Genomic DNA, 24,540 nt, shown 5'->3' with positions numbered 1-24,540 from the left:
ATTAACAACGCATACTCGACTCTAACGCCACAAAAGAAGCATTTCAAACCTCCAAGCGTTTTCCAGTATCAGGAATTTGGTATTATGTCCCCGGAGGGGGACGGCGGTCGTGGTCGGTCAATCATAGCTCGATACCTCCGTATCGAGGCGGCCGGCGGCCGTCGCCAACCCCTCGCGTTTCGTTTCGAGTGCGCCGATGTCCGATTCGACCCCCGCGACGGCACGCTCCAGCGCCGCCTCGACCGCATCAGGTGCCGGCCCGCCGAGGGAGTCGCGCGAAGCGACGCTCTGTTCGGGGTCCAGCGCCGCCTCCACCGCCTCGCGGTCGACGTGCTCGGAGAGGGACTCGCCGAGTACCTCCTGGGCCGCCGCCTCCAGGGCCTCGTAGTCGCTGCCCTCCTCGGCCGCCTGCGCCACCATCTCGTGGGCCGTGCGGAACGGCAGTCCCGCCATCGCCAGCAGGTCCGCGACGCCGGTCGCCGTCGAAAAGCCCTCGCCGGCCGCCTCGGCCAGCACGTCTTCTTTCCAGTCGGCGGTCGCAACCGCGCCCGCGGCGACCTCCGTCGCCTCGGCCACCGCATCCACGGCCTCGAAGGCGTGGGGATGGGCACGCTGGAGGTCGCGGTTGTAGGCGCGGGGGAGCCCCTTCAGCACCGTCAGCAGGGCGTTCAGCCCCGCCGAGGTATCGCCCGCCGCCGCGCGCACGAGCTCCATCGTGTCGGGGTTCTTCTTCTGAGGCATGATCGACGACGTCGAGGAGTAGTCGTCCGACAGCTCGACGTACCCCTTGTTGGAGAAGACGACGAGGTCCTCGGCCAGCCCCGACAGCGTCGTCGCCAGCGCGGCGGCCGCCGCCGTCGTCTCCACGAGGAAGTCACGCGTCGAGGCGGCGTCCATCGAGTTCTCGATGACCGATTCGAACCCGAGCAGGTCGGCGACGCGCTCGCGGTCGACCTCGAAGGGCGTTCCCGCAAAGGCGGCCGCGCCCAGCGGCGAGCGGTTGACCCGCTCGTAGGCGTCCAGCAGCCGCTCGGTGTCGCGGGACAGCGCCGACTCGTAGGACAGCAGGTAATGTGCGACGGTCGTCGGCTGGGCGGGCTGGAGGTGCGTGAAGCCGGGCATGACGGTCTCGCCGTTCGCCGCGGCGACTTCGGCAAGCACCTCGCGGGCCTCCAGAACGGTCTCGGCGACGTCCAGTACGTCCTCGCGCAGGCGATAGCGGATGCAGGTCGCCACCTCGTCGTTGCGCGAGCGCGCGGTGTGCATCTTCCCGCCGCGGGCGCCGACGCGCTCGATGACGGCCGTCTCGATGGCCGCATGCACGTCCTCGCCGTCGGGGAGGGCGCCGTGGCCCGCGTCTTCGACCTCGGCGAGCGCGTCGAGGATGTCGGCCGCGTCCGCCTCGTCGATGATGCCCTGTTCGGCGAGCATCACGACATGGGCGCGGTCGACCGCGATGTCCGCGGCGAAGATGCGCTCGTCGGCCGCGAGGCTCGACAGGAACTCGCGGGCGGGGCCGCCGCTGAAGCGCTCGCGGCGGACCACGTCTTGCGATTCCTCACCCTGTTCCGACATCCGTTATTCCTCGTCGTTCTGACTGCTGATGACGCGGTTGGCGAGACGCTCCTGGAAGCCGTGGTACTTCGCCACGCCCGTCGCGTCGCCCTGTTCGATGTCGCCAGTGACGTCCTCGGTGTTGAACGAGGCGGCGTCGGCGGAGTAGACGGCGTACTTCGAGTCACGGCCGACCGGGCGGGCCTGCCCACCCTCGAAGCGGATGGTGACCGTACCCGTGACGCGGGTCTGGGTCTCCTCGATGAAGCCTTCGAGCGCGCCGACGAGCGGCGCGTTGACCAGCCCTTCGTAGCCCTTCTCGGACCACTCGTGGTCGATCTGCTTCTTGAAGGAACGCTCCTCCTTCGTCAGCACGAGGTCTTCAAGCGCCTGATGGGCGTTGAGCAGGACCGTCGCCGCGGGGTGCTCGTAGTTCTCGCGGACTTTCAGGCCGAGCATGCGGTCCTCCATGATGTCGGAGCGACCGACGCCGAAGCCGCCCGCGAGGTCGTTGAGTTCCTCGATGAGCGCGACCGGTTCCATCTCGTCGCCGTCATCGGAACGCTTCGCGTTCCGATTGCTCGGTGAGCTCTGCTCACCGGTGTCGAGGCTGACGGGGTAGCCGTTCTCGAAGCCGACCTCGATTTCGAGCGTCTCGCCCGTCGGCGCGGTGGTCCACTCGTAGATGTCCTCCGGCGGAACGTAGCTCGGCTCTTCGAGTTCGGAGCCCTCGATAGAGCGACTCCAGAGGTTCGTGTCGATGCTGTACTTGCCCTCGTCGCCGCCCTCGACGGGCAGGTCGCGCTCGTCGGCGTATTCCTGTTCGAATTCGCGGGTCAGGCCGAGTTCGCGGACCGGGGCGATGACCTCCATGTCGGAGTCACGCCAGACGGCCTCGAACCGGAGTTGGTCGTTGCCCTTGCCGGTACAGCCGTGCGCGAGGCCGGTACATCCCTGTTCCTGGGCGACTTCGAGAATCGCCGTCGCGATGACGGGGCGGGCCAGCGCAGTCCCGAGCGGGTAGCCCTGATAGGAGGCGTTGGCGCGGACGGCGTCGAAACAGAGGTCGGCGAACTCGTCTTTCGCGTCGACGACGTAGTGTTCGAGGTTCAGCGCCTCGGCGGTCTCCTCGGCCTCGGCGAACTCCTCTTCGGGTTGGCCGACGTCGACGGTGACGCCGATGACCTCGTCGTAGCCGTATTCTTCCTTGAGCAGCGGTACGCAGACGGTCGTATCGAGCCCACCGGAGAAGGCGAGCGCGATGCGTTTGTTGTCGGACATGTGAGATGTGTTGATGGAGCGACTGTCGACCGGACAGTCATCGTTGGAAGCGAGGCGACGCGACGTGGGGTGTAGATACTATTCGGGCCTAACGGCCCGGTCGTCGCGGTCGCGAGAGAATGAGGGACCCACCGGTGACATCGGCCGCGCCGGAACGGTGGGTGGTCGTCATGTACCTCCACCTATTCCCAGAGGGCTATTAAACCCTTGCGGGTCGGCAAGAATCCTTTGGCACGCTATCACGAACCGCAGTGGGGCGGTGTGTTCATCGGTGCCGACGAGCAAGCAGGGCCGCCGAAAGCGACGACACCAGCGCGACACGGAAGGGCCGACAACGAACCGTCGTAGCCATCCGTTCGAGGACGTGTTAAAACGAGTCGTACATCAGAGACGCGCCACCGGGCCGCCCCCAGCGGTCCCGTCAGGTGTCAGCGTCGTCGGTTTCGCCGTCGTCGGCTTCCGTCTCCCCGGCGTCGCTGTCGCGCTCGTCTTCGTCGGGGTCCTCGTCAGCCTCTTCCTCATCGGCTTCGGCCCCGTCGGCCTCAGCGTCCGCAGCCTCGGTTTCCTCGATATCGTCGTCTTCGCGCTCGTCGGCGGCCTCGGCATCGCCGCCCTCTCGAGCGTCCGCGGCCGCGTCGATGGCGTTTTCGGCGTGGTCGCCGGCTTGTTCGGCCAACTCGAAGGCGCGGTCCTCGTCGCTCTCGTCGAGGGCCGTCTGCGCGTCGTTCAGCGCCGCGCGGGCGTTTTCAAGTTCGGTCCGCGATTCGTCGAGTGACTCGGCCGCGTCCTCGCTGGCGTTGTTGCCGACTGCCTCTTCGGCGGCGGCGACGCGGTCCGCAGCGAAGGAGACGTGGTCGTCGGCGAAGGCAACGGCCTCGCTGGCGTTCTCAGGTTCGCCGCGCTCGTGTTCGACCTCGACCTCGCGCTCGCCGTCCTCCTGCTCGACTTCGACCGTGACGGTGCCGCCCTGCCGCTCGATTTCGACCTCGACTTCGACCTCACCGCGCTCGTTGCCCGCGATGCTTTGGGCGACGGCGACGATTTCGGCGTCACTCAGGTTGTCGGCGTTCTGCTGGAGCGTCCGGATGGCCGTCTCGTTGACGCCGCGTTCCTCAAGGGCGCCCTCGGAGAGTTCGGCGGCGGTCCGGTTGGTCCGGTTCAGTTGCTCGTTGACCGTCTCGATTTCCGCGTTGAGCGTCGCGAGTTCGGCGCGGTACTCGCCCTCGCTGAGCTCGCCTTCCGCACGTTCCTCGCGGAGTTCCGCGCGTTCCTCACGCAGTTCCTCGATGCGCTCGTTGAGGGCCTCGACGCGTTCGGCCACGCGGTCGGCGCGCTCGTCGTCGTCGGAGGCCGATTCCAGTTCGATCTCGTAGGCGCGGTTCTCGACCTCACCCTCGAACTCGGCTTCCTGAACGCCGACGACACCCGACAGCTGTTCGCCGGGCGTGACCGTCCGGTTGTCGCCGGGGGGACCCTCCTGCGTAACGATGCCGGCGGCCGGAACGGCAAGTAGCCCGACCACCAGCATCGCCGAAACGAGTAGGCTTGCGTGCTTCATTATACTCCCTTCTACCCCCGGCAACCCTATATAAACACACAGCCGTTCCCGCGAATCAACCCCGGTCAATCCCGATTAACCCGGATTAAAACCGCACCATGTGGGCGGCATTTCCGAATCTACAGCTCGGGCACGCGGTGAACGGTGGGTGGATTTATAAGTGAGGTTCGGGCAGGGGAGACTACTCCCGTCGCTGCAACGCCAGCAGGAGGGCCGCGACCGGCAGCACGGCCAGCAGGACCGCCTGCAGGAAGACCCCGACGCCCTTCAGTCCCCCGTCGGGGGCGGCCGTCGTCGCTTCCGGGCCGTCGGACGGTGCGTCGGTCGCGGTCGTCGTCTCGGTACCGTCGTCGTGTTCCTCGAAGCCGGCGTAGAGGTCCGAGAAGTCGGTGCCCTCGTAGCTCCAGACGGCGCTGTTCAGTCGGGCGATTCCCGGACGCGGCTGAACGACGCCGCGTCGGTAGCCCTCCGGCCCGTGAATCGTCACGTCGCGGTCGGGTTCGTAGCCGCTCCGGAACGGTTCGGTCACGACGACCATCGTCTCGTTGTGATAGGCGAGGCTCTCCCACGTGGCCGTCACCGTCACGTAGCCGTAGCCGTCGCGTTCGGAGGTTTCGACCGCCGGATTCCGGACACGCATGTCGAGTTCCGAGCCGTTCCGACCGGTCGCCGCTGCCGCTTGGAGGTCCGACAGCGTCGCCTCGCGGTGTTCGGCCCGCGCCGTCTCGTTGTCAGCGAGCCCATTGTAGGCCGACCGCTCCTCGTCGACGCTCAGATTGTACGTCGTCACGTGGACCACGTCGGCGTCCCCGTCGGGAGCCAGTTCGATGCCGAGGGTGTCGTCGGTCGATTCGTCGTGGACGCCGGCGGCGAGACCGGCCGTCGCCGACAGACAGCAGACCGTCAGGAGCACGACCGCGAGCGTTCGCCGCATGCGCGTTCGTGTGCCGTGGCCTCCCAAAGCGGTTTCGCCTTCCATACACGGGCCACAGCGCTTTTGCACTCTCCGGGCGCAGTGGAGGTATGCTTCCCAACCGTGGTGGGATGGACGTGGAGGACCTGCTGAAGATCGTCCTCGTGTTGGTCATCGTCTGGATTATCGTCCAGATACTGCTCGACGTGCTCGAATTCGCCTTCAGCGGGGTCGGGTCGCTGCTCGGCCTCGTCATCGTCGCCCTCATCGTCGCCTACTTCCTCGATTACATCTAACCCCGTGTACAGCCTCAACGCGCCCGTCCCTGCCGAGATATCGCGACTCGCCCGCGGACTGGCATCGAACTGCTTCGACGCCACGCCCCGTGACCGCCACACGCTCGTCGTCAAACGCCTCGGCGACGGCGAACCCCGCAGTCTGGCCGGCGAGGTCCGCTCCCGCATCGTCGGCACCGAGCCGTTCTCGGCCCGCATCACCGGCGTCGAGACCTTCGAGAACCCGGCGACTGGCCGCGGTCCCGTCGCCTACCTCCGGGTCGAATCGCCCGGCATCGAGCGGCTTCATCGCCGCCTCTGCGAGCGGTTCGACCCCGCGGAGGGCATCGAGGCCGACGACTACGTACCCCACATCACCATCGCCCGCGGCGGCGACGCCGGCCGGTTGGCCGGCACGGACCTCGACCGCGAGTGGACCGTCGACTCGCTTCTCATCTGGTCGTCGGAGTACCGCGAACCCGCCGAGCGCATCGCCCTCCCCGTTCAGAGGGCGTAAAACGAGAAAGCGATGCCCAGGAGGATGAAGAACACAGTCATCCCGATGGGGTTGAGCAGATATCGGAGCGGCGTATCGGCGACGAGGCGTTCGACGGTCGTCTTCGGCGGCCGCGAGGCCCGAACTGGTCCGGAGGCGAGCATCGCGGGGCGGACGGGGGCCTCGGCGGCGCGGTCGGCCAGCGCCTCGACATCAACGCCGCCCGCCGCCTCGAAGTCAGCAGGGTCGTACCCCGCTTCGAGCAACGCGCCCGCACAGGGCTTACAGAGGACGTAGTCCTGCCCATCCTCCTCGTAGGCGGCCAGTTCCGTTGCCGACTGGGCGACGTGCTGGCAGCGCTGGCAGACGTGCTGGCGGTCCGAACGCATCGTCGAGACGGTCCGAGGCGCGTCGGGAAGTGGGAACAGCGGCGCCGCCTCCCGCCGGTCGCCGTAGGCCGGGTCGTCCGGATGTAGCGTCGCGTGACACGGACCACACAGCGTGACGAACTCCTCCAGCGCCTCCAGCGACAGCGCTCCGTGCGGGGAGGAGTGGTGGGCCTCCAGTCGGCGGTCCGCGTCAGCGGTATCCGTCGGTCCCCGCCGGTAGCCGCATCGTTGACAGGTGTACTCGTCGCGGTCCAGCACCGCACGGCGGATAACCGACCAGCGCGGGCCCTCGCCGTCGGCCGTCCGTCGGTTCTCCGGGCGCGGGTCGAGGTTCGTGGTCATGGCTATGGCTGTGGCGGGGCGCCGTCCCATGCGTCCATGTCGCTGTAGAAGTTCAGCATGGCGAACTTGAGTTTCTCCGGGGCGATGTCGATGTGTTCGCTGCGCTCCTCGGGCGGAAACGAGGGATAGACGCTGTAATCGCCCAGTTCAACGCGCTGGGAGTGGGTGTACCGTTCGTCGACCAGCACGCGGGCGCCGAAGTCCTCCGGCGACCGGATGACACGGCCGAGCGCCTGCCGGGTCTTCCGGACCGTCGGGATTTCGACCGCGTAGCGCCAGCCGGCGTCCTCGTCGGAGCCCTCGTCGCCGAAGGCGCCCTCGTAGGCGCGCTGGACGGCCTCCCGACGGTCGTCGAGATGCGGGTAGGGAACGCCGACGACCACGACGCTTCGGGCGTCGTCGTCGTCGAAACTGACACCCTCCGCGAGGGTGCCCCACAGCGAGGTGAAAAGCACCGCACCCTCGTCGGCAGTGAACTCCCGTCGCAGCTCCTCGGCCCGCGTCGCCGGCTCGTCCAGATACGGCGTCGCATCGCCCGAAAAGCGGTGGTAGTACCGTTCGGCTTCGGCGTAACTCGGGAAGAAGACGAGCGTGTTGCCCGGCGTGAACTCGACGGTGTCCTCGATGACGTTTCCGACGGTCTCCTGTACCGTGGGGTCGTCCCGCTTGCTGGCGAACAGCGCCGGCGTCTCGACGGCGTAGGTCCGCCGCTTTTCCTCCGGGAACTGCTCGCCGTAGGCCATCGTCACCGGGTCTTCGAGACCCAGCACGTCCTCGGTCACCTCGAAGGGCCGCAGAGTCGCACTCATCAGAATCGTCGAATGCAACTCCTCGAAGAGCGGCCGGGTGACCTGCTGTGGCAGGCAGGTGTAGAGTTCCGCGCGGCCGACCACGCCCGTCTCGGTGCGGCGGACGCCCAGGACGGGATACTGTCCGGGTTCGACCGACGACTCCATCCACTCCTCGATGAACGACGCGGCCGACAGCGTCGGACACTCCTTGCGCGTGGTGGCCTCGCCGTCCTTGTAGGCCTGCTCGTAGCGGCGGTCCAGTTCCTCACCGAGCGCCAGCGCCTGGTCGAGGTCCGTCGAGAAGCCCTGCCCAGTATAGTTCTGGAGGAACGCCACCGACAGGTCGTCACGGCCGTCCTCGTTGTCGATGGGAACGTCCTCCCAGTCCTCGCCGACCGCCTCGCGTTCGCCGAAGCCGAAAGAGTCCTCGTAGGTCTCGACGAGGGCGTCCCGGAACGTCTCGATGACGTTCGCCGCCGGCTCCGCGCGGGCGTCGTCGGACTCGTCAAGTTCGTCCAGCGCGCCCTCCAGGGTCTGCTCGGCCAGTTTCCGGGAGGCGTGGTCCCGCGCGGCGTCCGCGACGTTGTGGGCCTCGTCGAAGACGACGATGATGTCCTCGGGGTCACGACCCAGCCACCGGAAGAACTGCTCGCGAATCATCGGGTCCAGCAGGTGGTGGTAGTTGCAGATGACGAGGTCGACGCCCTCGATGCCGTCCTTCAGGAGTTCGTAGCCGCAGAAGTCCATCGCGTGGGCGCGCTCGTAGATTTCGTCGGGCGTCCGCACGTCCTCGTAGAGCCACTGGTAGAACTCGTCGGTCTCGCCGGTCAGGTTGTTGTAATACCGGTCGCAGATGTTCCGCTCCTCCTGGAGCGCCTCGATGCTCGCCTCGATGTCGTCTATCTCGTTCATGACCGACCCGCGGGCCTGGGCGGCCTCGCCGTCGCCCTCTTTGCTCGCGTCGAGCAGCTCGCCCTCGCGGTCCTCCAACTCCGCCAAATCCTGCTCCTTGTCGACCAAATCCCGGGTCGTATCCCGGAGGGCCTGACACTCCTCGTAGCCCACGTCGATGTGGCACATCGAGGATTTGCCGCGAAAGACGACCGACCGAATCGGCTCCTGGTCGTTGATGGCGCGGGCTTCCTCGATGAACTGCCGGGTCTGCTGGTGGACGTTCGTCGTAATCACGACCGTCTTGCCGGCCGCGCGGCCGTATTCGAGGGCGGGAACCAGCGAGGCCAGCGTCTTGCCCGTCCCGCAGGCACCCTCGAAGAGGATGTCGCGCTCCTCGACGAGCGCCTCGCGGATGTTGCCCATCGCATCCTGCTGATGGTCGTACGGCTCATCGTACGGGAAGAATCGCGCGTGGCCGGACGACTCTGACACAGAAGCCACTCAGTCTTTTTCGAATAAAAGGCTTCACCTGAACCTTTTTGCACGGCGCGCTTCGCGCGCCGGCAAAAACGTTCATGAAAAAGACACGGCGGGCCTCCCGATGGTCGGCCCTTGGTCCCGCGCTCGCTTCGCTCGCGCGGTGAACCGCTCGCGCCCTGCGGGCGCTCGCGGACATCATCCATCATCCACTATTCTTCTTAAATAATCTACGCAAGAACCAAGGTTAGTATCCGCCGAGCGGGGCGTTCGGAGAACGCCCCCGAGGCGGTTTGCTCAAAAGAGCGCGACGCGCTCTTTTGGCATGACGAAAGGCGCTTCGCGCCTTTCGAACCACCCGGCGCCGAATGGAGTGAGGCGCCGTAGCGACGAGTGACTAACGCCGAGCGAAGCGAGGCGGCAGGAACGAGTCGCGCATATTTTCACCACGTTTTTGCACGGGGCGCCGCAGGCGCCCCGTGCAAAAAGTGGTTTAGGCCAACGCGTTCATCATCAACACGAACACGCCCAGCAGGACGCCGAAGGCGATGACCGTTCGGGGGTCCATCGTGGGCGTGTTGCCGCTCTCTTCGTCGAAGTACCGGACGAGTCCGGCACTGGACATCAGCCCGCCGGAGTTTTCTCCGCTGCTCATACGCGACAGTTCGCAGGCGTGGGGGTAAGCCTTTCGGCAGCGCCCGACCGTGGCGGCTGTGGGTCGGAACCACCGGTTGGAAAACCCTTAAGCGAGCGGCTAAACAACGTCCGATAGTCATGCCCGTTACCCTCAAGGACTTCTATGCGGACTGGTGCGGCCCGTGCAAGACGCAGGACCCCATCCTCGACGAACTCGAAGAGGAGTACCCCGACGTCGACTTCGAGAAGGTCAACGTCGACGAGGAACAGGACGTCGCCAACGAGTATCAGGTCCGCTCGCTGCCGACGCTCATCATCGAGAACGACGACGGCATCGTCGAGCGCTTCGTCGGCGTCACCCAGCGTGACGACCTCGAAAACGCGCTGAGTCAGGCTGGGGCCTAGAACACCCACTTTTTGCACGCTCCGGCGGTTCGGCGCGCAAGGCGCCGAACCCGCCTCCGCGGTCATCAGATTCCTGCGGAATCTGATGGGCAATCAGACCGCTACGCGGTCTGATGACGGCAAAAACGTGGTGAAAATATGCGCGACTCGTTCCTGTCGCGGCGCTTCCCTTCGGTCAGCGCCGCGGTAGTCACTCGTCGCTACGGCGCCTCACTTCGTTCGGCGCCGGGAACCGCCTCGGGGGCGTTCTCCGAACGCCCCGCTCGGCGGATGCTTCAACTACTGTTTATTTAAATAGCCGACTCAGTACCTGCCTTCCAGCCACGTCACTACGTCGGTAATCTCCTGTGGCGCCGTCCCGTGCCCGACGCCGTATCGCTCGAAGCGCACGTCTGCGCCGCCCTCTTTTAAGAGTTCGGCGGCCTGCTCGGCGCGCTCCGGCGGGATGACCTGGTCCATCGCCCCACAGCCGACGAAGACCGGCTTGCCCTCGGCGTTGTCCACCTCGTCGTGATGGGATTCGGCGAGATAGCCGTTCAGTGCCACGACCCAGCGGTAAGCTTCGGGTCGCTCTAGGAGGGCCGACATGCTCGTGATTGCGCCCTGACTGAAGCCCAGTAGGCCGACGCGGTCGGGGTCGAGGTCGTACCACGTGTAGCTGTTCGGCCCGCCCATCTCGTTGGGGGCGCGCACGCTGAGGACGTGCAGTTCGTCGAGCAGTTGCGCGGCGATGGGCAACAGGTCGCGTTCGTTCGTCCCGCGGCCGTGAATCAGCACGACCGCCGGGGCGTTCTCCTCGACCGAGCCCGGCCGACTCTCGTGAACCAGCGGCAGCTCGCCTGAATCGCTCATACCGCGAATACGGCGCCCGCCATCAAAAACAGCCGGTAACCCGTACCCCACGAGAACCCCCACCGTGTTAGGAATCACCACAGCATTTATTGCCACTGTCAAACAATGACAACCTGTATGGCGACCGCGAACGAAGATATATTCGACGACTTCCTCGACGAACGAGGCCACACGACCGAATCTCCGTCCTGGGAACAAGACTATAACAAGAAACGATGTCCCGACTGTGGCGGGCTTCACGGGCTCGACGCCTCCACATGCTCGGTCTGCGGCTGGCAGCCGAACTGACTCGCGGTCACTCCTCCGGTTCCACTTTTGAGTAACGTCACAGCATAGCCGCAGGCGTGTCAGCTGTCTGTGGGGCACTTCGATGGGGTCGCTTCACTCCCCGCTCACGTTTCGAGGGTCTCGCTTCGCTCCGACGCCCGCTGCTCACGGCTCACTCCGTTCGCCGTTCGCGCCTCGAGGGTCTCGCTTCGCTCCGACCCTCGCAAATGCACGTTCTTTATACGCGAGCGTGGCCTTACACGAATAATGGCTAATTCCACCCACGTGACACGACTCTTCGGTGGGCCGGGCAGTGGGAAGACCACCGCCCTGCTCGACCGCGTCGACGACATGCTCGACGACGGAGTCGACGTCAACGACATTCTGGTGGTGTCCTACACCCGCGCGGCCGCCGCCGAGGTCCGCGAACGCCTCGCCGAACGCCTCGACTGCACGCCGAAATCCCTCCGCGGCAACGTCTGTACGATGCACGCGAAGGCCTACGAACTCCTCAACCTCTCCCGCGGCGACGTCGTCGGCGAGAAGCACAAAAAGGAGTTCTGCGAGAACTACGGCCTCGAATTCGAGGACGAGTACAAGTCCTCCCGCCGCCGCTCGGCCCGGTCGACCACGCTGGGCAACAAGATCATCGCCACCTCCCAGTGGCTCCAGCGGACCGAGCGAGACGTCGCCGACTGGTACGACGTCCCCTTCAAGTGGGACGACGAGGAGGTCCGCCTCCCGCCGGAAATCGACGACAACGCCCAGACGGGCAACAAGTACACCCCAACGTGGCCCTCCTCGGACGACCGCGTCGACATCCCCGAGGCCATCCGCGCATGGCGGTCTTATAAAGGCGAAGAGGGCGTCGTCGGCTTCGCCGACATGCTCGAACGCGTCCAGCAGCGCTCCCTCCTGCCGAGCGTCGACCATCTCGTCATCGACGAGTTCCAGGACATCACGACCCTCCAGTACGGCGTCTACGACGAGTGGAAACCGCACATGGAAAGCGTCCTCATCGCCGGCGACGACGACCAGGTCGTCTACGCGTGGCAGGGCGCCGACCCCGCGCTCCTCCTCGATGAGGAGGTCGACGAGGACGTCGTCCTCCCGAACTCCTACCGTCTCCCCTCGAAAATCCTCAACGTCGTCAACACCCAGATTAGCCACATCGAGCAACGACAGGACAAGGACCTCAAGCCCCGCAAACAGGGCGGGTCGGTCGAAGCCGTCCCGAACCCCTCGATGCTCGACCTCGTTCGGAACGTCCGCTCGACGCTCGAACAGGACGAAGACGGCAGCGCGATGGTGCTGTTCCGCGCCCGCTATCAGATGTTCCAGTTCATGGACGAGTTCATCGACGAGGGCATCCCCTTCACGTCGCTGACCGACCAGCGCATGTGGACCGACCGCCTGCAGGGCTACGTCGACGCCATCGAAGCCCTCGACGATGGCGAGCGCATCGACGGCCTGCAGGCCCAGCGCCTCGGCGAGATGCTGGCCGAAAGCGCCTTCGGCACCGGCGAGCGCGACGACTACTTCGACGCCCTCGACGAGCTTCAGGAGCAGGCCGGCGTCGACGACCTCACCGAGATGGCCGTCGCCCCCGACTTCGTCGACGACCACGCCCCCTTCGCGCCCGGCCCCGCCTCCGCCGCCGACATGCTCACCAAGGTCTCGAACTTCCAGGAACGCTCCGTGAAGGCCTACTTCAAGGGCGATTACCGCGGCATGGACCCCACCCGCCTCCGCCTCGGCACCATCCACTCCGCGAAGGGCCGCGAGGCCGACCACGTCTTCGTCGCCACCGACCTCACCGAGAAGGTCGTCGAGCAGATGGCCGCCTCCGTCGACGACCCCACAGACGTCGCCGGCGTCACCGAGTTCAACAAACACTCCGACCCCGTCCCGACCATGACCGACAACGAACGCCGCGTCTTCTACGTCGGTATGTCCCGGGCCCGCGAGCGCCTCGTTCTCCTCGAGAACCTCGTCGACGGCGCCCCGACACTGCCCATCGACGTCCTGCTCTACAACGAGCCGCTCGACAAGCCGCTCGACGAGGTGCTGGCCGACGCACAGGAGACCGGGAAGGAAATTACTGCTGACTAACCCCCACTTTTTGCACGCGAGCGCGGGGTGCGCCCGCTTCGGGGCGCACCCCCGGCTCGCGGCAAAAACATGGGGAAAATATGCGCGCCTCCTTCCAGCCGCGGTGCCTCCCTTCGGTCGGCACCGCGTTAGTCAGTCGACGCTACCGGACTTCGAGCGCCTTCGGCGCTCGAAGTCCGGTGAACCGCTCGGCGCGCTCCGCGCGCCGAGCGGATGCTTTTATATTATTTATAGCCTGTTTATGCCGCTCGTAGCCTCCAAGCTTATTTTGGTGGATTCTGATAGGTCAGACATGGAACTGGTAAACATCGGGTTGCTGCTCGCAGGGCTCGTGCTGGTCTTTTTCGGCGCAGCCCTGTCGATTTACGCTGTGGCGTTGCTCGGCTTCCTCATCGGGGCCGGCGGGGGGTACATCCTCGCGCCGACGCTGCTGCCCGCCCTCGGCGCGGAAGGAATCATCGGCTTCGCGATAGCGGTCCTCGTGGGAGGTGCGCTGGGAGCGGCACTGTCCTACGTCGCGCTGTCGTTTGCGACGGCAATACCGGCCTTCGTCGTCGGCGCGTATCTCGGCCTCTACGTCATCACGCCGATATTCACCGAGGGCGGCCTCATCAAGTGGCTCGTCATGATCGTCGCTGGCATCGTCGGGTCGGTCATCGGCTTCGCGCTGACGAAGTACGCCCTGATGTTTATCACCGCCTTCGTCGGGGCGGCACTCGCGAGCGGCAAGGTCCAGATGCAGCACTTCGCGGCGGCCCGGGAGAACCTCTCGCCGGACCCGCTGCTTTTCGACCCGCTGGCAGCGACGGGGCTCCTCGGCTTCGAACTCCCGCTTTTCGGCATCCTGTTCGTCCTCGGCGTCCTCTCCCAGATCGGCCTGTTCAAACTCGGCTGGGTGACGAAGTTCGCGGCCATCGTTCCCGGTATCGGCCGGGTCTTCGGTAGCAGCGACGAGAGCTAGAAGCGCTCGCCCGCCAGCGGAGGATATTTTGCCGCGCGTCACCCTTCAACGAACATGCGCGATTTCGTCGTCGTGGGTGCCGGCCCGGCAGGTTCCCGCTTCGCCCGCTCGGCCGCCGACGCCGGCCACGACGTGCTCGTTCTCGAATCCGGTGAAATCGGCCGGCCGCTGGCCTGTTCCGGCCACGTGAGTCTGGACATTTGGGATTTCACTCCCGACAGCGCCCGCGATGACCTCTTTCAGAACGACATCTACGGCGCGCGGTTCCACCTCGGCGGCGCCGACAGCGAGGCCCACCGTTTTTATAAGGACGAGCCGGTCTCCAACGCCATCGACCGGGTGGGTCTGGACAAGACGCTGGCTCGGTGTGCCGAAGACGCCGGTGCCGAAGTCCGAGACGGCTACACGGTGACCGCCGTCGACGAGAAACCGGGTGGCGTCAAGGTGACCGCCAGCGGCCCCGACGGCGTCGAAACCTTCGAGGCGCGGATGGTCTGTGGCGCCGACGGGCCGCGCTCGCGGGTCCGAGACGAAGTGGGTCTACCCGAACCCGAGGAACTCCTCCACGGCGTGTTGGGCTTCGATTTCGAACCCGACCATCAGGATTTCGTCGACGTCCACCTGACAGTCCCGCGCTTCTTCGCGTGGCGCATCCCTCGGGGCGATTCGGGCGTCGAGTACGGGCTTGCGGTCCGTCCCGGTGACGACGCCCCACAGCGGTTCGACGACCTCGTTGCCGACTACGATGCCGATATCGACAAGCGCTGTTCGGGCGCCATTCCCATCGGCCCGCCCGAGCGGACGGTCGGCAAGCGCTCTTTCCTCGTCGGCGACGCCGCCGCCCAGACCAAGCCCTTCACCGGCGGCGGCATCCTCTATGGGATGCGCGCCGCCGACGTCGCCGCCCGGGAGATCGACCCCCGACAGCCGGCGACGCTGGACGACTACGAGCGCGCGTGGCGCGACGAACTCCGGAACGACCAGCGTCTGGGGTCGCTCGTCCGGGCCGGCTACTCGATGCCCCGACCCATCCAGAAGGTGGGGATGCGCGCCTTTTCGGGGGAGATCGCGGTCCACATGGACCGGCCGACCTCGCTGTTCTCGAAGGCGCAACTGCGGGCGCTGCTGTCGTGGGACTGATACGGACCGTCGTAAGCCGTGACCGGTCATCGCCGCCCCGTGCTGGCGATGATCGGAAGCTCGTTACGACGGTCCGTATGTGACGCGGTGGCCCGCCGACCGCCGGCTTTCGTGGCACTAATCCCCGCTCGTCGCCAAGCCCGGCTATGACCGCGCCGACCGCCGACGGGACGCCCCGCACCGAGGGCCCCTTCCGGGTACTGCAGGGACGGGACGACGACGAGTGGCTCCTTCTGGACGTCGAGTCGGCGGACCCGACCTACGTCTCCCGTGATGCGCTACCCGACGACGTCGAGGTGGGCAACCGTGTCGAGGCCGACATCTCGTGGGACGGCGACGAGCCGGTCGTCGAATCGGCAGACATCGACACCGCGACCACCTTCGAGTTCGTCCGCACCGACGAGCCCGTCTTCGAGGCCGCCCAGAACTGTTTCGAGGCGGCCCGCGCCGACGGCGAGGCGATGAACTCGCGGGTCACCTACAACACCGACAACGAGGCCAACGGCGTCGTCTACACCTTCGCCGACCAGCCCGGCAGTCAGGACCTCTTCGTCGAGTTCCGGGACGGCCACAAGCCGCTGGAGCCGCTGGTCGCGCGGGCGGCCCACAACGAGACGGTCGACCCGCCCTTCTCCGTGCTCGTCATCGACCCACAGGAGCCGTTCGTCGTCGTCTACATCGTCTTCGAACCCGACGGCCTACTGGACGAGACGGTTCGAGATACGTACCTCTGAGCCGCCGCTCGGCCACACCTTTATACCGGAACCACGCGGCCTCACGCGTATGCACGAGGTCTACGAGAACGTCGTCCGCTTCGAGGAGACGGACGCACAGGGCATCGTCTTCTACGGCAACTACGTCACGTTTCAGGACGAGGCCTTTACCGCGTATCTGGAGGCCATCGGCTATCCCTACGAGGACCTGACGGCGGCTGACTGGGACGTCCACGTCGTCCACATCGACCTCGATTACCGCAAGCCGGCGGAGTTCCGCGACACGCTCCGGAACGCGGTTCGCGTCTCGGCCATCCGCGAATCCAGCATCGAGTTCGAATACGAGTGTCGCAACGACGACGGCGAGGTCCTCGTGGAGGGCGGCGTCGTCCACGTCGCCGTCGACGAGTCGGGCGACCCGACCCGCGTACCCGACGAGTTCCGGGAGGCCGTCCTCGACTTTCAAGAGGTGGCCCCGGACCCGGTGTAGGCGGCACCTTCTTTTCGCTGGACTCGAAGAAGGCGTATGGCCGAGGTCGTCGACCGACTCGAACGCAACCTGATGAGCCTCGGCGTCTACGTCGAGGACCACGCCGTCGAGGAACCCGAGGACGGCGAGGGCGACCGCGTGGTCCACGTCGAGTACGAAACCACCGCTGGCGGGCTCACGCAGGGGGATATCGGCAACGTCTGTACGGAACTCGTCGACGCTCACGAGACGGGCTGGGAGCCGCAAACGGTCCACTGCTGGGTGTTCAACACCGACGGCGGCTTCCACGGCGAGTGGGAGGCCCGCGCCGGCTGGTTCCGCGCGCTCGAACGGGGCGACATCTCCCAGACCGATTTCTCGACGCTCGTGCTGTCGACCCGCCAGCCCGCCGACGAACCGCCCGCCGAGGTACCGGCGTTCGGACCCGACACCGCGTGACCGTGCCGGCCGTCCGCGAACGCCTGCTCGGCGAACACCGACCCACCCTCCGGCGGGCGCTGGCGTGTGCCGACGCCGTCGCCGCCGGCTGGGACGGCGAGTCGACCGACGACCGCGATGCGGTCGCCGGTCCGTATGAGACAGTACTCCGGGAGGCCGGCCTGCTGGAGTCACTGCTCGGTGCCCTCGTCGAGGCGATGGAGTTCACCGGCGAGCGATTGGCCGCCCAACCAGTTGCCGACGTGCCCTACGTCGCCGTCACCGCCGAGGGCGTCGTCCTGCGCGGGCCGACGCCGGACGGGCGGGTCGTCGTCACGTTGCAGGCCTTCGAGCGGGACCCGTATCGACGGGGGCCGGACCTGCCGGAGGCGCTGGCGGTAGAGAGACGGGGGACCTGAGCCGGTTTATGCGAGGTCCGCGAGGATCTCCTCGGCGTGGCCCTCGGGGTCGACGCCCGCGTAGACGGCCTCGACCGTGCCGTCGGTGACGACGAAGGTGTTCCGGAAGACGCCGTCGTAGGTGTTCCCGAAGGTGTTCTTCTCGCCGTAGGAGTCGTATTTCGTGGCGACTTCGCCGTCCTCGTCGGACAGCAGGTCGATGGGGAGGTCGTACTTCTCGGCGAACTCGGCGAGGTCCGAGACGGGGTCGTCGCTGATGCCGAGGACGGCGATATCGCGGTCCGCGTAGTCGTCCCAGTTGTCGCGGAACCCGCAGGCCTCGGTCGTACAGCCGGGGGTATCGGCACGCGGGTAGAAGTAGACGACCACGCGGCCGTCGAAATCCGACAGTCGCACCGTCTCGCCGTCCTGATTTTCGAGTTCGAAGTCGGGGGCATCGTCGCCGGGTTCGAGCATACCGACCCTGCGCGGCGAGGGGGCAAACCGATTACGGAGCGTCTCGCTCGGACCGCCACCGCCGCAAGTGATCCGTTAGCAAGGCTTTATCAATAGTGCTACCAATGTACGGCCATGCGCTTCGAAAACGATACGGTGTTCATCACCGGTGCGGGTTCGGGAATCGGTCGCGCGACCGCGGTGTCGGTCGCCGAAGAGGGCGGGTTCGTCGTCGCGACGGACATCAACGAGGACGGCGGCCAGGAGACCGTCGACGCCGTCGAGGAGGCCGGCGGTGAGGCCGTCTTCCACGAACTCGACGTCACCGATGCCGACGAGTTCGAGGCCGTCGTCGAGACGGCCGTCAACGAATATGGCCTCGACGCGCTGGTCAACAACGCCGGCGTCGGCCACCCGCCCGCCTACACCGAGGACGTCACCGACACGATGTTCGATTACGTGATGGACGTGAACCTGCGCGGCGTCTGGAACGGCTGTCAGGCCGCCCTGCCGCACCTCAAGGAGCAGGGCGACGGCGCCATCGTCAACGTCGGGTCGCTCGCCTCCTTCCTCGGCCTGCCGAAGCAGGCGGTCTACTCGCTGACGAAGGGCGCCGTGCTGAACCTCACCCGCGCCGTCGCCGCCGAAGCCGGACCGAAGGGCGTCCGCGCCAACGCCGTCTGTCCGGGCTTCATCGAGACGCCGCTGGGCGACCAGTACTTCGACTCCCAAGAGGACCCCGAGGAAGCCAAGGAACGCGCCGCCCAGCAGTACCCCCTCAAGCGCCTCGGCGAACCCGAGGAGGTCGCCGACGCCATCTCCTTCCTGCTCTCGGACGAGGCCTCCTTCGTCACCGGCCACGGCCTCGTCGTCGACGGCGGCTTCTCGACGAGTTAAGCGAGAAGGACGCTACCGGCCGAGCGTTCCGATGGCCGGAGGACGGCGAAGCCCACGCGACGCCGGGAATGTGAGTCCAACTCACGCGAAAGAAACGCTTTCCTCACCCCCGTCGCAACCGGGGCACATGTCCGACCCTGAATTCATCACGCCGCCCGCACTCGAACCCGGCGACAGCGTCGCCGTCATCGGCCCCTCCAGCGGCGGCGCCCACGACGCCCCGCACGTCTTCGAACTCGGCCTCCGACGCCTCCGGGAGGTCTTCGACCTCGAACCGGTCGTCTATCCGACCGCCAGACAGAGCAACGACTTCCTCGCCGACAGTCCCCGAGCGCGGGCCGCCGACCTCCACGCGGCCCTCCGCGACCCCGACATCGACGGCATCATCGCCACCATCGGCGGCGCCGACCAGTTGCGAATCCTCCGGCACGTCGACCCCGACATGCTCCGGAACAACCCCAAGCGGTTCTACGGGATGAGCGACAACACCAACCTCAACCTGCTGGCGTGGACCGCAGGCGTCGTCTCCTACAACGGCGCCCAGTTGATGAACGAACTCGCCGTCCCGGGCGAACTGCCCGATTACACCGAGCGCTACTGTCGGCGCGCCTTCTTCGAGGATTCGATGGGCGACCTCGAAGAGGGCGACGAGTGGACCGACGAACCCACGACGTGGTGGACCAACCCCGAGGAGATGGGGTCGCCGCCGGAATACGAACCGAATCCCGGCTGGCGGTGGGAAGGCGGCGACGAGGCCGTCGAAGGGCGGCTATGGGGCGGCAACCAAACCATCATCGAGTGGCAACTGGCGACGAACCGCTATCTCCCCGAGGCCGACGCGCTCGACGGCGCGATACTGTGTCTGGAGACCTCCGAGACGATTCCGGACGCCGATATGGTCGGCGCGAACCTGATGTGTCTCGGCGAGCGCGGCCTCCTGGAGCGGTTCGACGGCGTCCTCGTCGGCCGGCCGCCGACCCGAAGCTACCGGCACGAACCCCATCGCGAGGAACGGGAGGCCTACCGCGAGCGCCTCTACGAGACGATAGTCGAGGAGGTCGGCCGCTACAACCCCGAGGCACCCGTCGTCTTGGGCCTCGATTGGGGCCACACGACGCCCATCGCACCCCTCCCCATCGGCGGACGAGTCGAAGTCGACCCGGCGGCGGAGACGGTTCGATTCGAATAGTCGGGAACAACTTCTTGGCGCCGCTCGACGAATTTCGAGCGATGCCGACGCTCGAGGAGTCCGTCGCCATCGGCGGCCACGAGGTTGCCAACCGGCTCTACCGAGCGCCGCTTCTGGAGTGTGCCGGCAACGGCCCCGACACCGTCGACCGGCTCATCGCGGGACTGGAACCCGCCGCTGCGGCCGGCGCAGGCCTGCTATTCCAGGGGGCGACCATCGTCCGCGGCGAGGGCGGGTGTGCCGCGCCCGGGATGACCCGCGTTCACGACGACGCCTTCGTCAACCAACTTTCGCGGCTCACCGACCGGATTCACGACCACGGCGCCAGCATTTTCCTCCAACTCGAACACGGCGGCCTCCGAAGCATGGAGACGTGGCACGCCGGTTATCGAGAGACTCACCCGGACCGCCGGCAACTCGCCGTCTCGCGGCCGCCGTGGCAACTCCGGGCGCTGGACCGCCTCGGACTCCTGTCGCTGTCGCCGCGAGTGCTCTCGACCGACGAGGTTCGCGAACTCGCGGCGGATTTCGGGCGGGCGGCCGCCCGCGCCGTCGACGCCGGCTACGACGGCATCCACCTCGCGGGCGCGAACATGGGCATCATCCAGCAGTTCCTCTCGCCCTTTTATAACCGACGGACGGACGCCTTCGGCGGGTCGCGCTCGAAACGCGCCCGGTTTCTGGAACTCGTCCACGACGAGATTCGAGCGCGGGCCGGCGACATCCCGCTCGTGACGAAGATACCCGCCGAAACCGCGGCGCCACGCGTGGTCCGCCGACATCTCGACGACGAGGACGCCGTCGCTATCGCCCGATTACTCGCCGACATCGGCTTCGACGGCCTCGTCCCCGTCCGCACCTCCACGTTCTGGGACATGAGCATCGTCCGCGGGAAGTACCCCGACCGCGCGTGGACCCACGAGGGATTTCAGGACGGCTACGCCGAGGCGTTCGGCAGCCGTCGGCGCGCCCGCGCCGTGGCGCTTTTAAATCGCCTGCAGGCCCGCCGGTTCCCGACCGACCCCGGCTGGAACGCCGACCTCTGTCGTCGGGTGCGCGAGGCAGTCGACGTGCCCGTCCTCATGGAGGGCGGCCTCCGGGAGCGGGCTCACATCGACCGCCTGCTCGGCGACGCTTGCGACCTCGCGGGGATGGCCCGGCCCTTCTACGCGGAGCCACGGCTCCCGGCGCGATTGCTCGGTGAGGACGGCGCGGCCGCCATCTGCGAGAGCTGTAACAACTGCACGGTCCCGCAAGTGACGGGCGCCGACGGCGTCTGTCGGACGCCCGCCGTCCTCGAACGGCGGGGTGAACTCGAACGGCAGGGCGCTTACGAGGAGTAGCGGAGGGTCGCGACCGTAGATTCAGCCGGAATCGGACTCTATCGCTGTGGCCCGTGCTGCCGTCGTTTTGAACGCGGCGATAACGTCAGCCCCCTCCTCGAGGCCGAGTCGGTCCACGCTCTCCTCGGTGACGACCGACGTTATCGTGACGCCGTCCGCGATTTCGACGGTCACGGTGGCCGTCGCATCGCCGATTGCGAGTTCACCCACGGTTCCCCGGAACTGATTTCGGAGGCTGGTGTGGCCCTCCGACGAGGAGCGAGGGGCTATCAGCACGACGGCGTCCGCGCGGACGGCGATTTCGACCTCCTCGGCCGGCGTCGGGACGCGAGCGGTTATTTCGCCGGCGGCCGTTCGAACCGTCGCCAGTTCCCCGTACTGCTCGATGACGGTCCCCGAGATGACGGATTCGGGAACGCTCGTGACGCCGCTGAGTTCGACCCGCAATCGCTCGAACCGTCGGATGAGGTCGAGTGCGTCCGGTGTCAGTTGCGTTCCGCCCCCGTCCTTGCCGCCCCGGACGCGCCTCGTGAGTTGCCCGATGGCCTCCTCAAGTTCGACGACGCGGCGTTGCAGATGCGGATACGACCGACCCAGTTCGTTCGCCGCCTCGTGCATCGACCCGAACCGGTCGATGGCCCGAAGCATCTCGATGTCGCGGCCGGTGACCGTCGTCTCGTCGATTACGAGGTGGGGCTCGAACCCCTTGCTGAGCGTCATTGATGAATCATTCGCGCCGGTAGCGACGGGGCGTTTCGGCTCAGTATACCAACTCTCCGGAGATAAACTTCCGGGTGCGGCTATCGGACGGGTCCTCGAAGATGACCTCCGTCGGGGCGACCTCCGTGATGCTGTCGTCGAGTAGCACCGCCACCCGGTCGGCCACGCGTTCGGCCTGATGCATGTCGTGTGTCGCCACGACGACCCCGATACCGCGGTTACGGGCCTCCGCGATTGCCTCCTCGATAACCGCGGTGTTGCGCGGGTCCAAATCCGACGTCGGTTCGTCGAGCAACAGGACATCGGGGTCGTAGGCGAGCGCGCGGGCGAAGGAGACGCGCTGGGCCTCCCCACCGGAGAGCGACCCCGCGTGTTGGCCCATCTCGTCCGTCAATCCGACGACGTCAAGGGATTCACGAACGGCGTCGGCGGTGCCGTTCGAACTGACGAGCGAGTGGAGTTCGCTGCGGAGCCGTTCGGACCACGACCTGCGGATGCGAAGCCCGTATTCGACGTTGCGGGCGACCGACCCGTCGAAGAGGCTGGCCTCCTGGAAGACCATCCCGATGCGGCGCCGCAACGAGAGGCGCTCGGTTTCGTCGACGGCCCACGCGTCCGCGCCGTCGAACGTGACCGTCCCGTCGTCCGGTTCGAGCGACAGCGCGAGCGTCCGGAGCAGCGTCGACTTTCCGACACCCGACGGGCCGATGACGGCGACGACCTCGCCGGTATCGACGTCGAGGGAGAGGTCCCGAAACACGCGTTCGTTCCCGTACGACTGTGAGACGTCGGTCGCTCGGAGCATCAGCGTTGCACCTCCTGGTCGCCGAGGCGGACGACGATGGCGTTGACGGCCAGCACGAGCACGACCAGGACTCCCCCCAGTACCATCGCCGTCTCGTATTGGCCCTGCCGGGCTTCGAGTTGGATGGCGGTCGTCAGCGTTCGGGTCTTCGAGATGCCCTCGGCGCTCGTGATGTTGCCGCCGACGATGAGGACGGACCCCACCTCGCTGATGGCGCGACCGAACCCGGCCAAGATGGCCGTGGCGATGCCGTACCGCGCCTCCTTGAGGACGACCAGCGCCACGTCGAGTCGCGTGCCGCCGAGGACGTGTGCGGCATCCCGGACGTTCTCGTTCACGCTGGTGATAGCCGCGAGGCTGATCGCGGTAATCGGCGGTGTCGCGAGCACGAACTGCGACATTATCATCGCCTCCGTGGTGAAGATGAGGTTCAGCGGTCCGAGCGGTCCCTGATTGGAGACGGCGAACAGCACGAGCAGGCCGACGACCACGCTCGGAAAGCCCATCCCCGTGTTGATGACCGACTTCACGAACTGTTTGCCGGGGAAGTCGGTAAAGCCCATCACGATGGCGACCGGGATGCTGAACAGCGTGCTCAGTGTCACCGCGATGAGGCTCACGTACAGCGAGACGTAGATGATGCTCGCGACGTAGCCCTCCCGGAACGGCAGGTCGAGGAGTGCCGGCAGCAGTTGGACGACTGGTTCGAGCGGCACGATTACCCGTCTGAGGAGTCGCTACTCCAGCCTTCCGGAACGTACTGCTGGAAGTCGGGGTCCTCGGAGACGGCCTCGGGGAAGAACAGCTGTTCCCCGTTGACCTGATAGTTCGAGATGGCGTCCTGAGCGCCGGGACTGGTAATCCAGCCGATGTAGGCCATCGCGAGGTCGTAGTTGGCGTTGTCGTGGACGCCGGGGTTGACCGCCATGATGCCGTAGGGGTTCGCGAGTATCTCCGGGCCGTCCTCGATGGGACCCTGCACCAGAATCGTGAGGTCGAGGTCCGAGCGCTGGGAGATGAAGGTGCCGCGGTCCGAGAGCGTGTAGGCGTCCTGCTGGTTGGCGATGTTCAGCGCCTCGCCCATCGCGCTACCGGTCTCCTGATACCAGTCGCCACCGGGTTCGGTCCCCGCAGCCTCCCAGAGGTTCAGTTCCTTGGTGTGGGTCCCGGAGTTGTCCCCGCGGGAGACGAACGTTGCCCCGGTATCGGCGATGGCGTTGAGCGCCTCCGTTGCCGACCCCACCCCCTGAACCCCAGCCGGGTCGCTCTCCGGGCCGACGATGACGAAGTCGTTGAACATCAAATCGCGGCGGTTGATGCCGTAGCCGTTGCGCATGAACTCGTCTTCGAGGCCGCGGGCGTGAACCATCACCACGTCCGCATCCCCGTTGCGAGCCGATTCGAGGGCGGCACCGGTTCCCTGAGCGACAGCGTTGACGGACACGCCGTACATATCTTCGAAATCGGGGTGAATCTCGTCGAGCAGTCCCGTGTCGTAGGTACTGGTCGTCGTCGTGAGTGTGAGCGTTTCGCCGGCCACCTCCGGCTGTTCGTCGTCGCCGTCTCCAACGACTTGTCCGCACCCGGCCGTGCTGGCGAGTACTCCAACGCCCATCGCCGAGAGGAACTGACGGCGTTGTATCGGCATGGAAATACCGATGGACTGATACCAAATATAGGTTCCGCCCCCGAGTTAACTACTACCAATTTACAGTGTTGTATCTCGTAATAGACGCCCTTCATTCGAAGAGCGACTATAGAGCGTTTAT

27 protein-coding genes are annotated in these 24,540 nt (G+C 66.4%); 14 read left to right on the top strand and 13 right to left on the bottom strand.

Annotation, left to right across the window (positions count from 1 at the left end):
- Positions 1 to 117 precede the first annotated feature (117 nt).
- The 4 genes from argH to U5914_RS15115 form a co-directional block, all read right to left on the bottom strand.
- Positions 118 to 1,575: an argininosuccinate lyase gene (gene argH, locus U5914_RS15130; RefSeq protein WP_336136584.1), complete on the bottom strand. Its 1,458-nt coding sequence runs from the start codon at positions 1,573 to 1,575 to the stop codon at positions 118 to 120.
- 3 nt (positions 1,576 to 1,578) lie between these two features.
- Positions 1,579 to 2,835 (bottom strand): argininosuccinate synthase, encoded by a 1,257-nt coding sequence (locus U5914_RS15125; protein WP_336136583.1) that lies wholly within the window; start codon positions 2,833 to 2,835, stop codon positions 1,579 to 1,581.
- Positions 2,836 to 3,256: 421 nt separating this feature from the next.
- Positions 3,257 to 4,393 (bottom strand): hypothetical protein, encoded by a 1,137-nt coding sequence (locus U5914_RS15120; RefSeq protein WP_336136582.1) that lies wholly within the window; start codon positions 4,391 to 4,393, stop codon positions 3,257 to 3,259.
- Between the two features lie 181 nt (positions 4,394 to 4,574).
- Positions 4,575 to 5,327 (bottom strand): DUF7345 domain-containing protein, encoded by a 753-nt coding sequence (locus U5914_RS15115; protein WP_336136581.1) that lies wholly within the window; start codon positions 5,325 to 5,327, stop codon positions 4,575 to 4,577.
- An 89-nt stretch (positions 5,328 to 5,416) separates the two neighbouring features.
- Between U5914_RS15115 and U5914_RS15110 the strand changes: the two genes are divergently transcribed.
- On the top strand, positions 5,417 to 5,602 hold the full coding sequence (locus U5914_RS15110) for a DUF7554 family protein (RefSeq protein WP_336136580.1): 186 nt from the start codon (positions 5,417 to 5,419) through the stop codon (positions 5,600 to 5,602).
- Between the two features lie 4 nt (positions 5,603 to 5,606).
- Entirely contained in the window at positions 5,607 to 6,098 is a 492-nt protein-coding gene (locus U5914_RS15105) for a 2'-5' RNA ligase family protein (protein WP_336136579.1), read from the top strand.
- On the opposite strand, the gene U5914_RS15100 is transcribed toward U5914_RS15105, so the two are convergent.
- The 3 genes from U5914_RS15100 to U5914_RS15090 form a co-directional block, all read right to left on the bottom strand.
- Complete coding sequence (locus tag U5914_RS15100; protein ID WP_336136578.1) at positions 6,086 to 6,808, bottom strand: HNH endonuclease; 723 nt, start codon at positions 6,806 to 6,808, stop codon at positions 6,086 to 6,088. The genes U5914_RS15105 and U5914_RS15100 overlap by 13 nt on opposite strands.
- 2 nt (positions 6,809 to 6,810) lie before the next feature.
- Positions 6,811 to 8,985: an ATP-dependent DNA helicase gene (locus U5914_RS15095; protein WP_418766780.1), complete on the bottom strand. Its 2,175-nt coding sequence runs from the start codon at positions 8,983 to 8,985 to the stop codon at positions 6,811 to 6,813.
- 478 nt (positions 8,986 to 9,463) lie between these two features.
- Positions 9,464 to 9,625 (bottom strand): preprotein translocase subunit Sec61beta, encoded by a 162-nt coding sequence (locus U5914_RS15090; RefSeq protein WP_178289991.1) that lies wholly within the window; start codon positions 9,623 to 9,625, stop codon positions 9,464 to 9,466.
- Between the two features lie 119 nt (positions 9,626 to 9,744).
- Between U5914_RS15090 and trxA the strand changes: the two genes are divergently transcribed.
- Positions 9,745 to 10,011 carry a thioredoxin gene (trxA, locus tag U5914_RS15085; protein ID WP_336136577.1) on the top strand — a complete coding sequence of 89 codons (267 nt, stop codon included), beginning with the start codon at positions 9,745 to 9,747 and terminating at the stop codon, positions 10,009 to 10,011.
- 303 nt (positions 10,012 to 10,314) lie between these two features.
- Here the strand turns inward: trxA and U5914_RS15080 are convergent, their stop codons facing one another.
- A complete protein-coding gene (locus U5914_RS15080) occupies positions 10,315 to 10,863 on the bottom strand; it encodes an alpha/beta hydrolase (RefSeq protein ID WP_336136576.1) in 549 nt (182 codons plus the stop codon).
- Between the two features lie 117 nt (positions 10,864 to 10,980).
- Between U5914_RS15080 and U5914_RS15075 the strand changes: the two genes are divergently transcribed.
- The 8 genes from U5914_RS15075 (at position 10,981) to U5914_RS15040 (ending at position 17,382) form a co-directional block, all read left to right on the top strand.
- Positions 10,981 to 11,151 (top strand): HVO_0416 family zinc finger protein, encoded by a 171-nt coding sequence (locus tag U5914_RS15075; protein ID WP_336136575.1) that lies wholly within the window; start codon positions 10,981 to 10,983, stop codon positions 11,149 to 11,151.
- A gap of 246 nt (positions 11,152 to 11,397) precedes the next feature.
- Complete coding sequence (locus tag U5914_RS15070; protein WP_336136574.1) at positions 11,398 to 13,242, top strand: ATP-dependent helicase; 1,845 nt, start codon at positions 11,398 to 11,400, stop codon at positions 13,240 to 13,242.
- Positions 13,243 to 13,534: 292 nt separating this feature from the next.
- Complete coding sequence (locus U5914_RS15065; RefSeq protein ID WP_336136573.1) at positions 13,535 to 14,203, top strand: hypothetical protein; 669 nt, start codon at positions 13,535 to 13,537, stop codon at positions 14,201 to 14,203.
- 54 nt (positions 14,204 to 14,257) lie between these two features.
- The gene (locus U5914_RS15060) at positions 14,258 to 15,343 is read left to right on the top strand and encodes a geranylgeranyl reductase family protein (RefSeq protein ID WP_336136572.1); all 1,086 of its coding nucleotides are present in this window, start codon (positions 14,258 to 14,260) and stop codon (positions 15,341 to 15,343) included.
- A gap of 146 nt (positions 15,344 to 15,489) precedes the next feature.
- On the top strand, positions 15,490 to 16,077 hold the full coding sequence (locus U5914_RS15055) for a DUF6663 family protein (RefSeq protein ID WP_336136571.1): 588 nt from the start codon (positions 15,490 to 15,492) through the stop codon (positions 16,075 to 16,077).
- 49 nt (positions 16,078 to 16,126) lie between these two features.
- Positions 16,127 to 16,546, top strand: a complete 420-nt coding sequence (locus tag U5914_RS15050; RefSeq protein WP_336136570.1) for an acyl-CoA thioesterase — start codon at positions 16,127 to 16,129, stop codon at positions 16,544 to 16,546.
- A 36-nt stretch (positions 16,547 to 16,582) separates the two neighbouring features.
- A complete protein-coding gene (locus U5914_RS15045) occupies positions 16,583 to 16,984 on the top strand; it encodes a DUF8159 domain-containing protein (RefSeq protein ID WP_336136569.1) in 402 nt (133 codons plus the stop codon).
- Entirely contained in the window at positions 16,981 to 17,382 is a 402-nt protein-coding gene (locus tag U5914_RS15040; protein ID WP_336136568.1) for a DUF7988 family protein, read from the top strand. The genes U5914_RS15045 and U5914_RS15040 overlap by 4 nt, the downstream gene beginning before the upstream one ends.
- Before the next feature lie 6 nt (positions 17,383 to 17,388).
- Here U5914_RS15040 and bcp read toward each other — a convergent pair whose 3' ends face one another.
- On the bottom strand, positions 17,389 to 17,838 hold the full coding sequence (gene bcp / locus U5914_RS15035) for a thioredoxin-dependent thiol peroxidase (protein WP_336136567.1): 450 nt from the start codon (positions 17,836 to 17,838) through the stop codon (positions 17,389 to 17,391).
- 114 nt (positions 17,839 to 17,952) lie between these two features.
- Between bcp and U5914_RS15030 the strand changes: the two genes are divergently transcribed.
- The 3 genes from U5914_RS15030 (at position 17,953) to U5914_RS15020 (ending at position 21,246) form a co-directional block, all read left to right on the top strand.
- Positions 17,953 to 18,714: an SDR family NAD(P)-dependent oxidoreductase gene (locus tag U5914_RS15030; protein ID WP_336136566.1), complete on the top strand. Its 762-nt coding sequence runs from the start codon at positions 17,953 to 17,955 to the stop codon at positions 18,712 to 18,714.
- A 127-nt stretch (positions 18,715 to 18,841) separates the two neighbouring features.
- On the top strand, positions 18,842 to 19,903 hold the full coding sequence (locus tag U5914_RS15025) for a S66 family peptidase (RefSeq protein ID WP_336136565.1): 1,062 nt from the start codon (positions 18,842 to 18,844) through the stop codon (positions 19,901 to 19,903).
- Positions 19,904 to 19,944: 41 nt separating this feature from the next.
- Complete coding sequence (locus U5914_RS15020) at positions 19,945 to 21,246, top strand: oxidoreductase (RefSeq protein ID WP_336136564.1); 1,302 nt, start codon at positions 19,945 to 19,947, stop codon at positions 21,244 to 21,246.
- A 21-nt stretch (positions 21,247 to 21,267) separates the two neighbouring features.
- Here U5914_RS15020 and U5914_RS15015 read toward each other — a convergent pair whose 3' ends face one another.
- From U5914_RS15015 to U5914_RS15000, 4 genes are read right to left on the bottom strand one after another with little or no spacing between them, the layout of a single operon-like run.
- The gene (locus U5914_RS15015; RefSeq protein WP_336136563.1) at positions 21,268 to 21,966 is read right to left on the bottom strand and encodes a TOBE domain-containing protein; all 699 of its coding nucleotides are present in this window, start codon (positions 21,964 to 21,966) and stop codon (positions 21,268 to 21,270) included.
- 40 nt (positions 21,967 to 22,006) lie between these two features.
- Positions 22,007 to 22,771, bottom strand: coding sequence for an ABC transporter ATP-binding protein (locus U5914_RS15010; protein WP_336136562.1), 765 nt, complete (start codon positions 22,769 to 22,771; stop codon positions 22,007 to 22,009).
- Positions 22,771 to 23,487, bottom strand: a complete 717-nt coding sequence (locus U5914_RS15005) for an ABC transporter permease (protein WP_418766779.1) — start codon at positions 23,485 to 23,487, stop codon at positions 22,771 to 22,773. Before U5914_RS15005 ends, U5914_RS15010 begins: the two co-directional genes overlap by 1 nt.
- 2 nt (positions 23,488 to 23,489) lie before the next feature.
- The gene (locus tag U5914_RS15000) at positions 23,490 to 24,419 is read right to left on the bottom strand and encodes an ABC transporter substrate-binding protein (RefSeq protein ID WP_336136561.1); all 930 of its coding nucleotides are present in this window, start codon (positions 24,417 to 24,419) and stop codon (positions 23,490 to 23,492) included.
- Positions 24,420 to 24,540 lie beyond the last annotated feature (121 nt).

The sequence above is a fragment of the Natronomonas amylolytica genome, assembly GCF_037031205.1.
Classification (GTDB): Archaea; Halobacteriota; Halobacteria; order Halobacteriales; family Haloarculaceae; genus Natronomonas; species Natronomonas amylolytica.
This window is presented reverse-complemented; position numbering and strand designations above follow the sequence as displayed.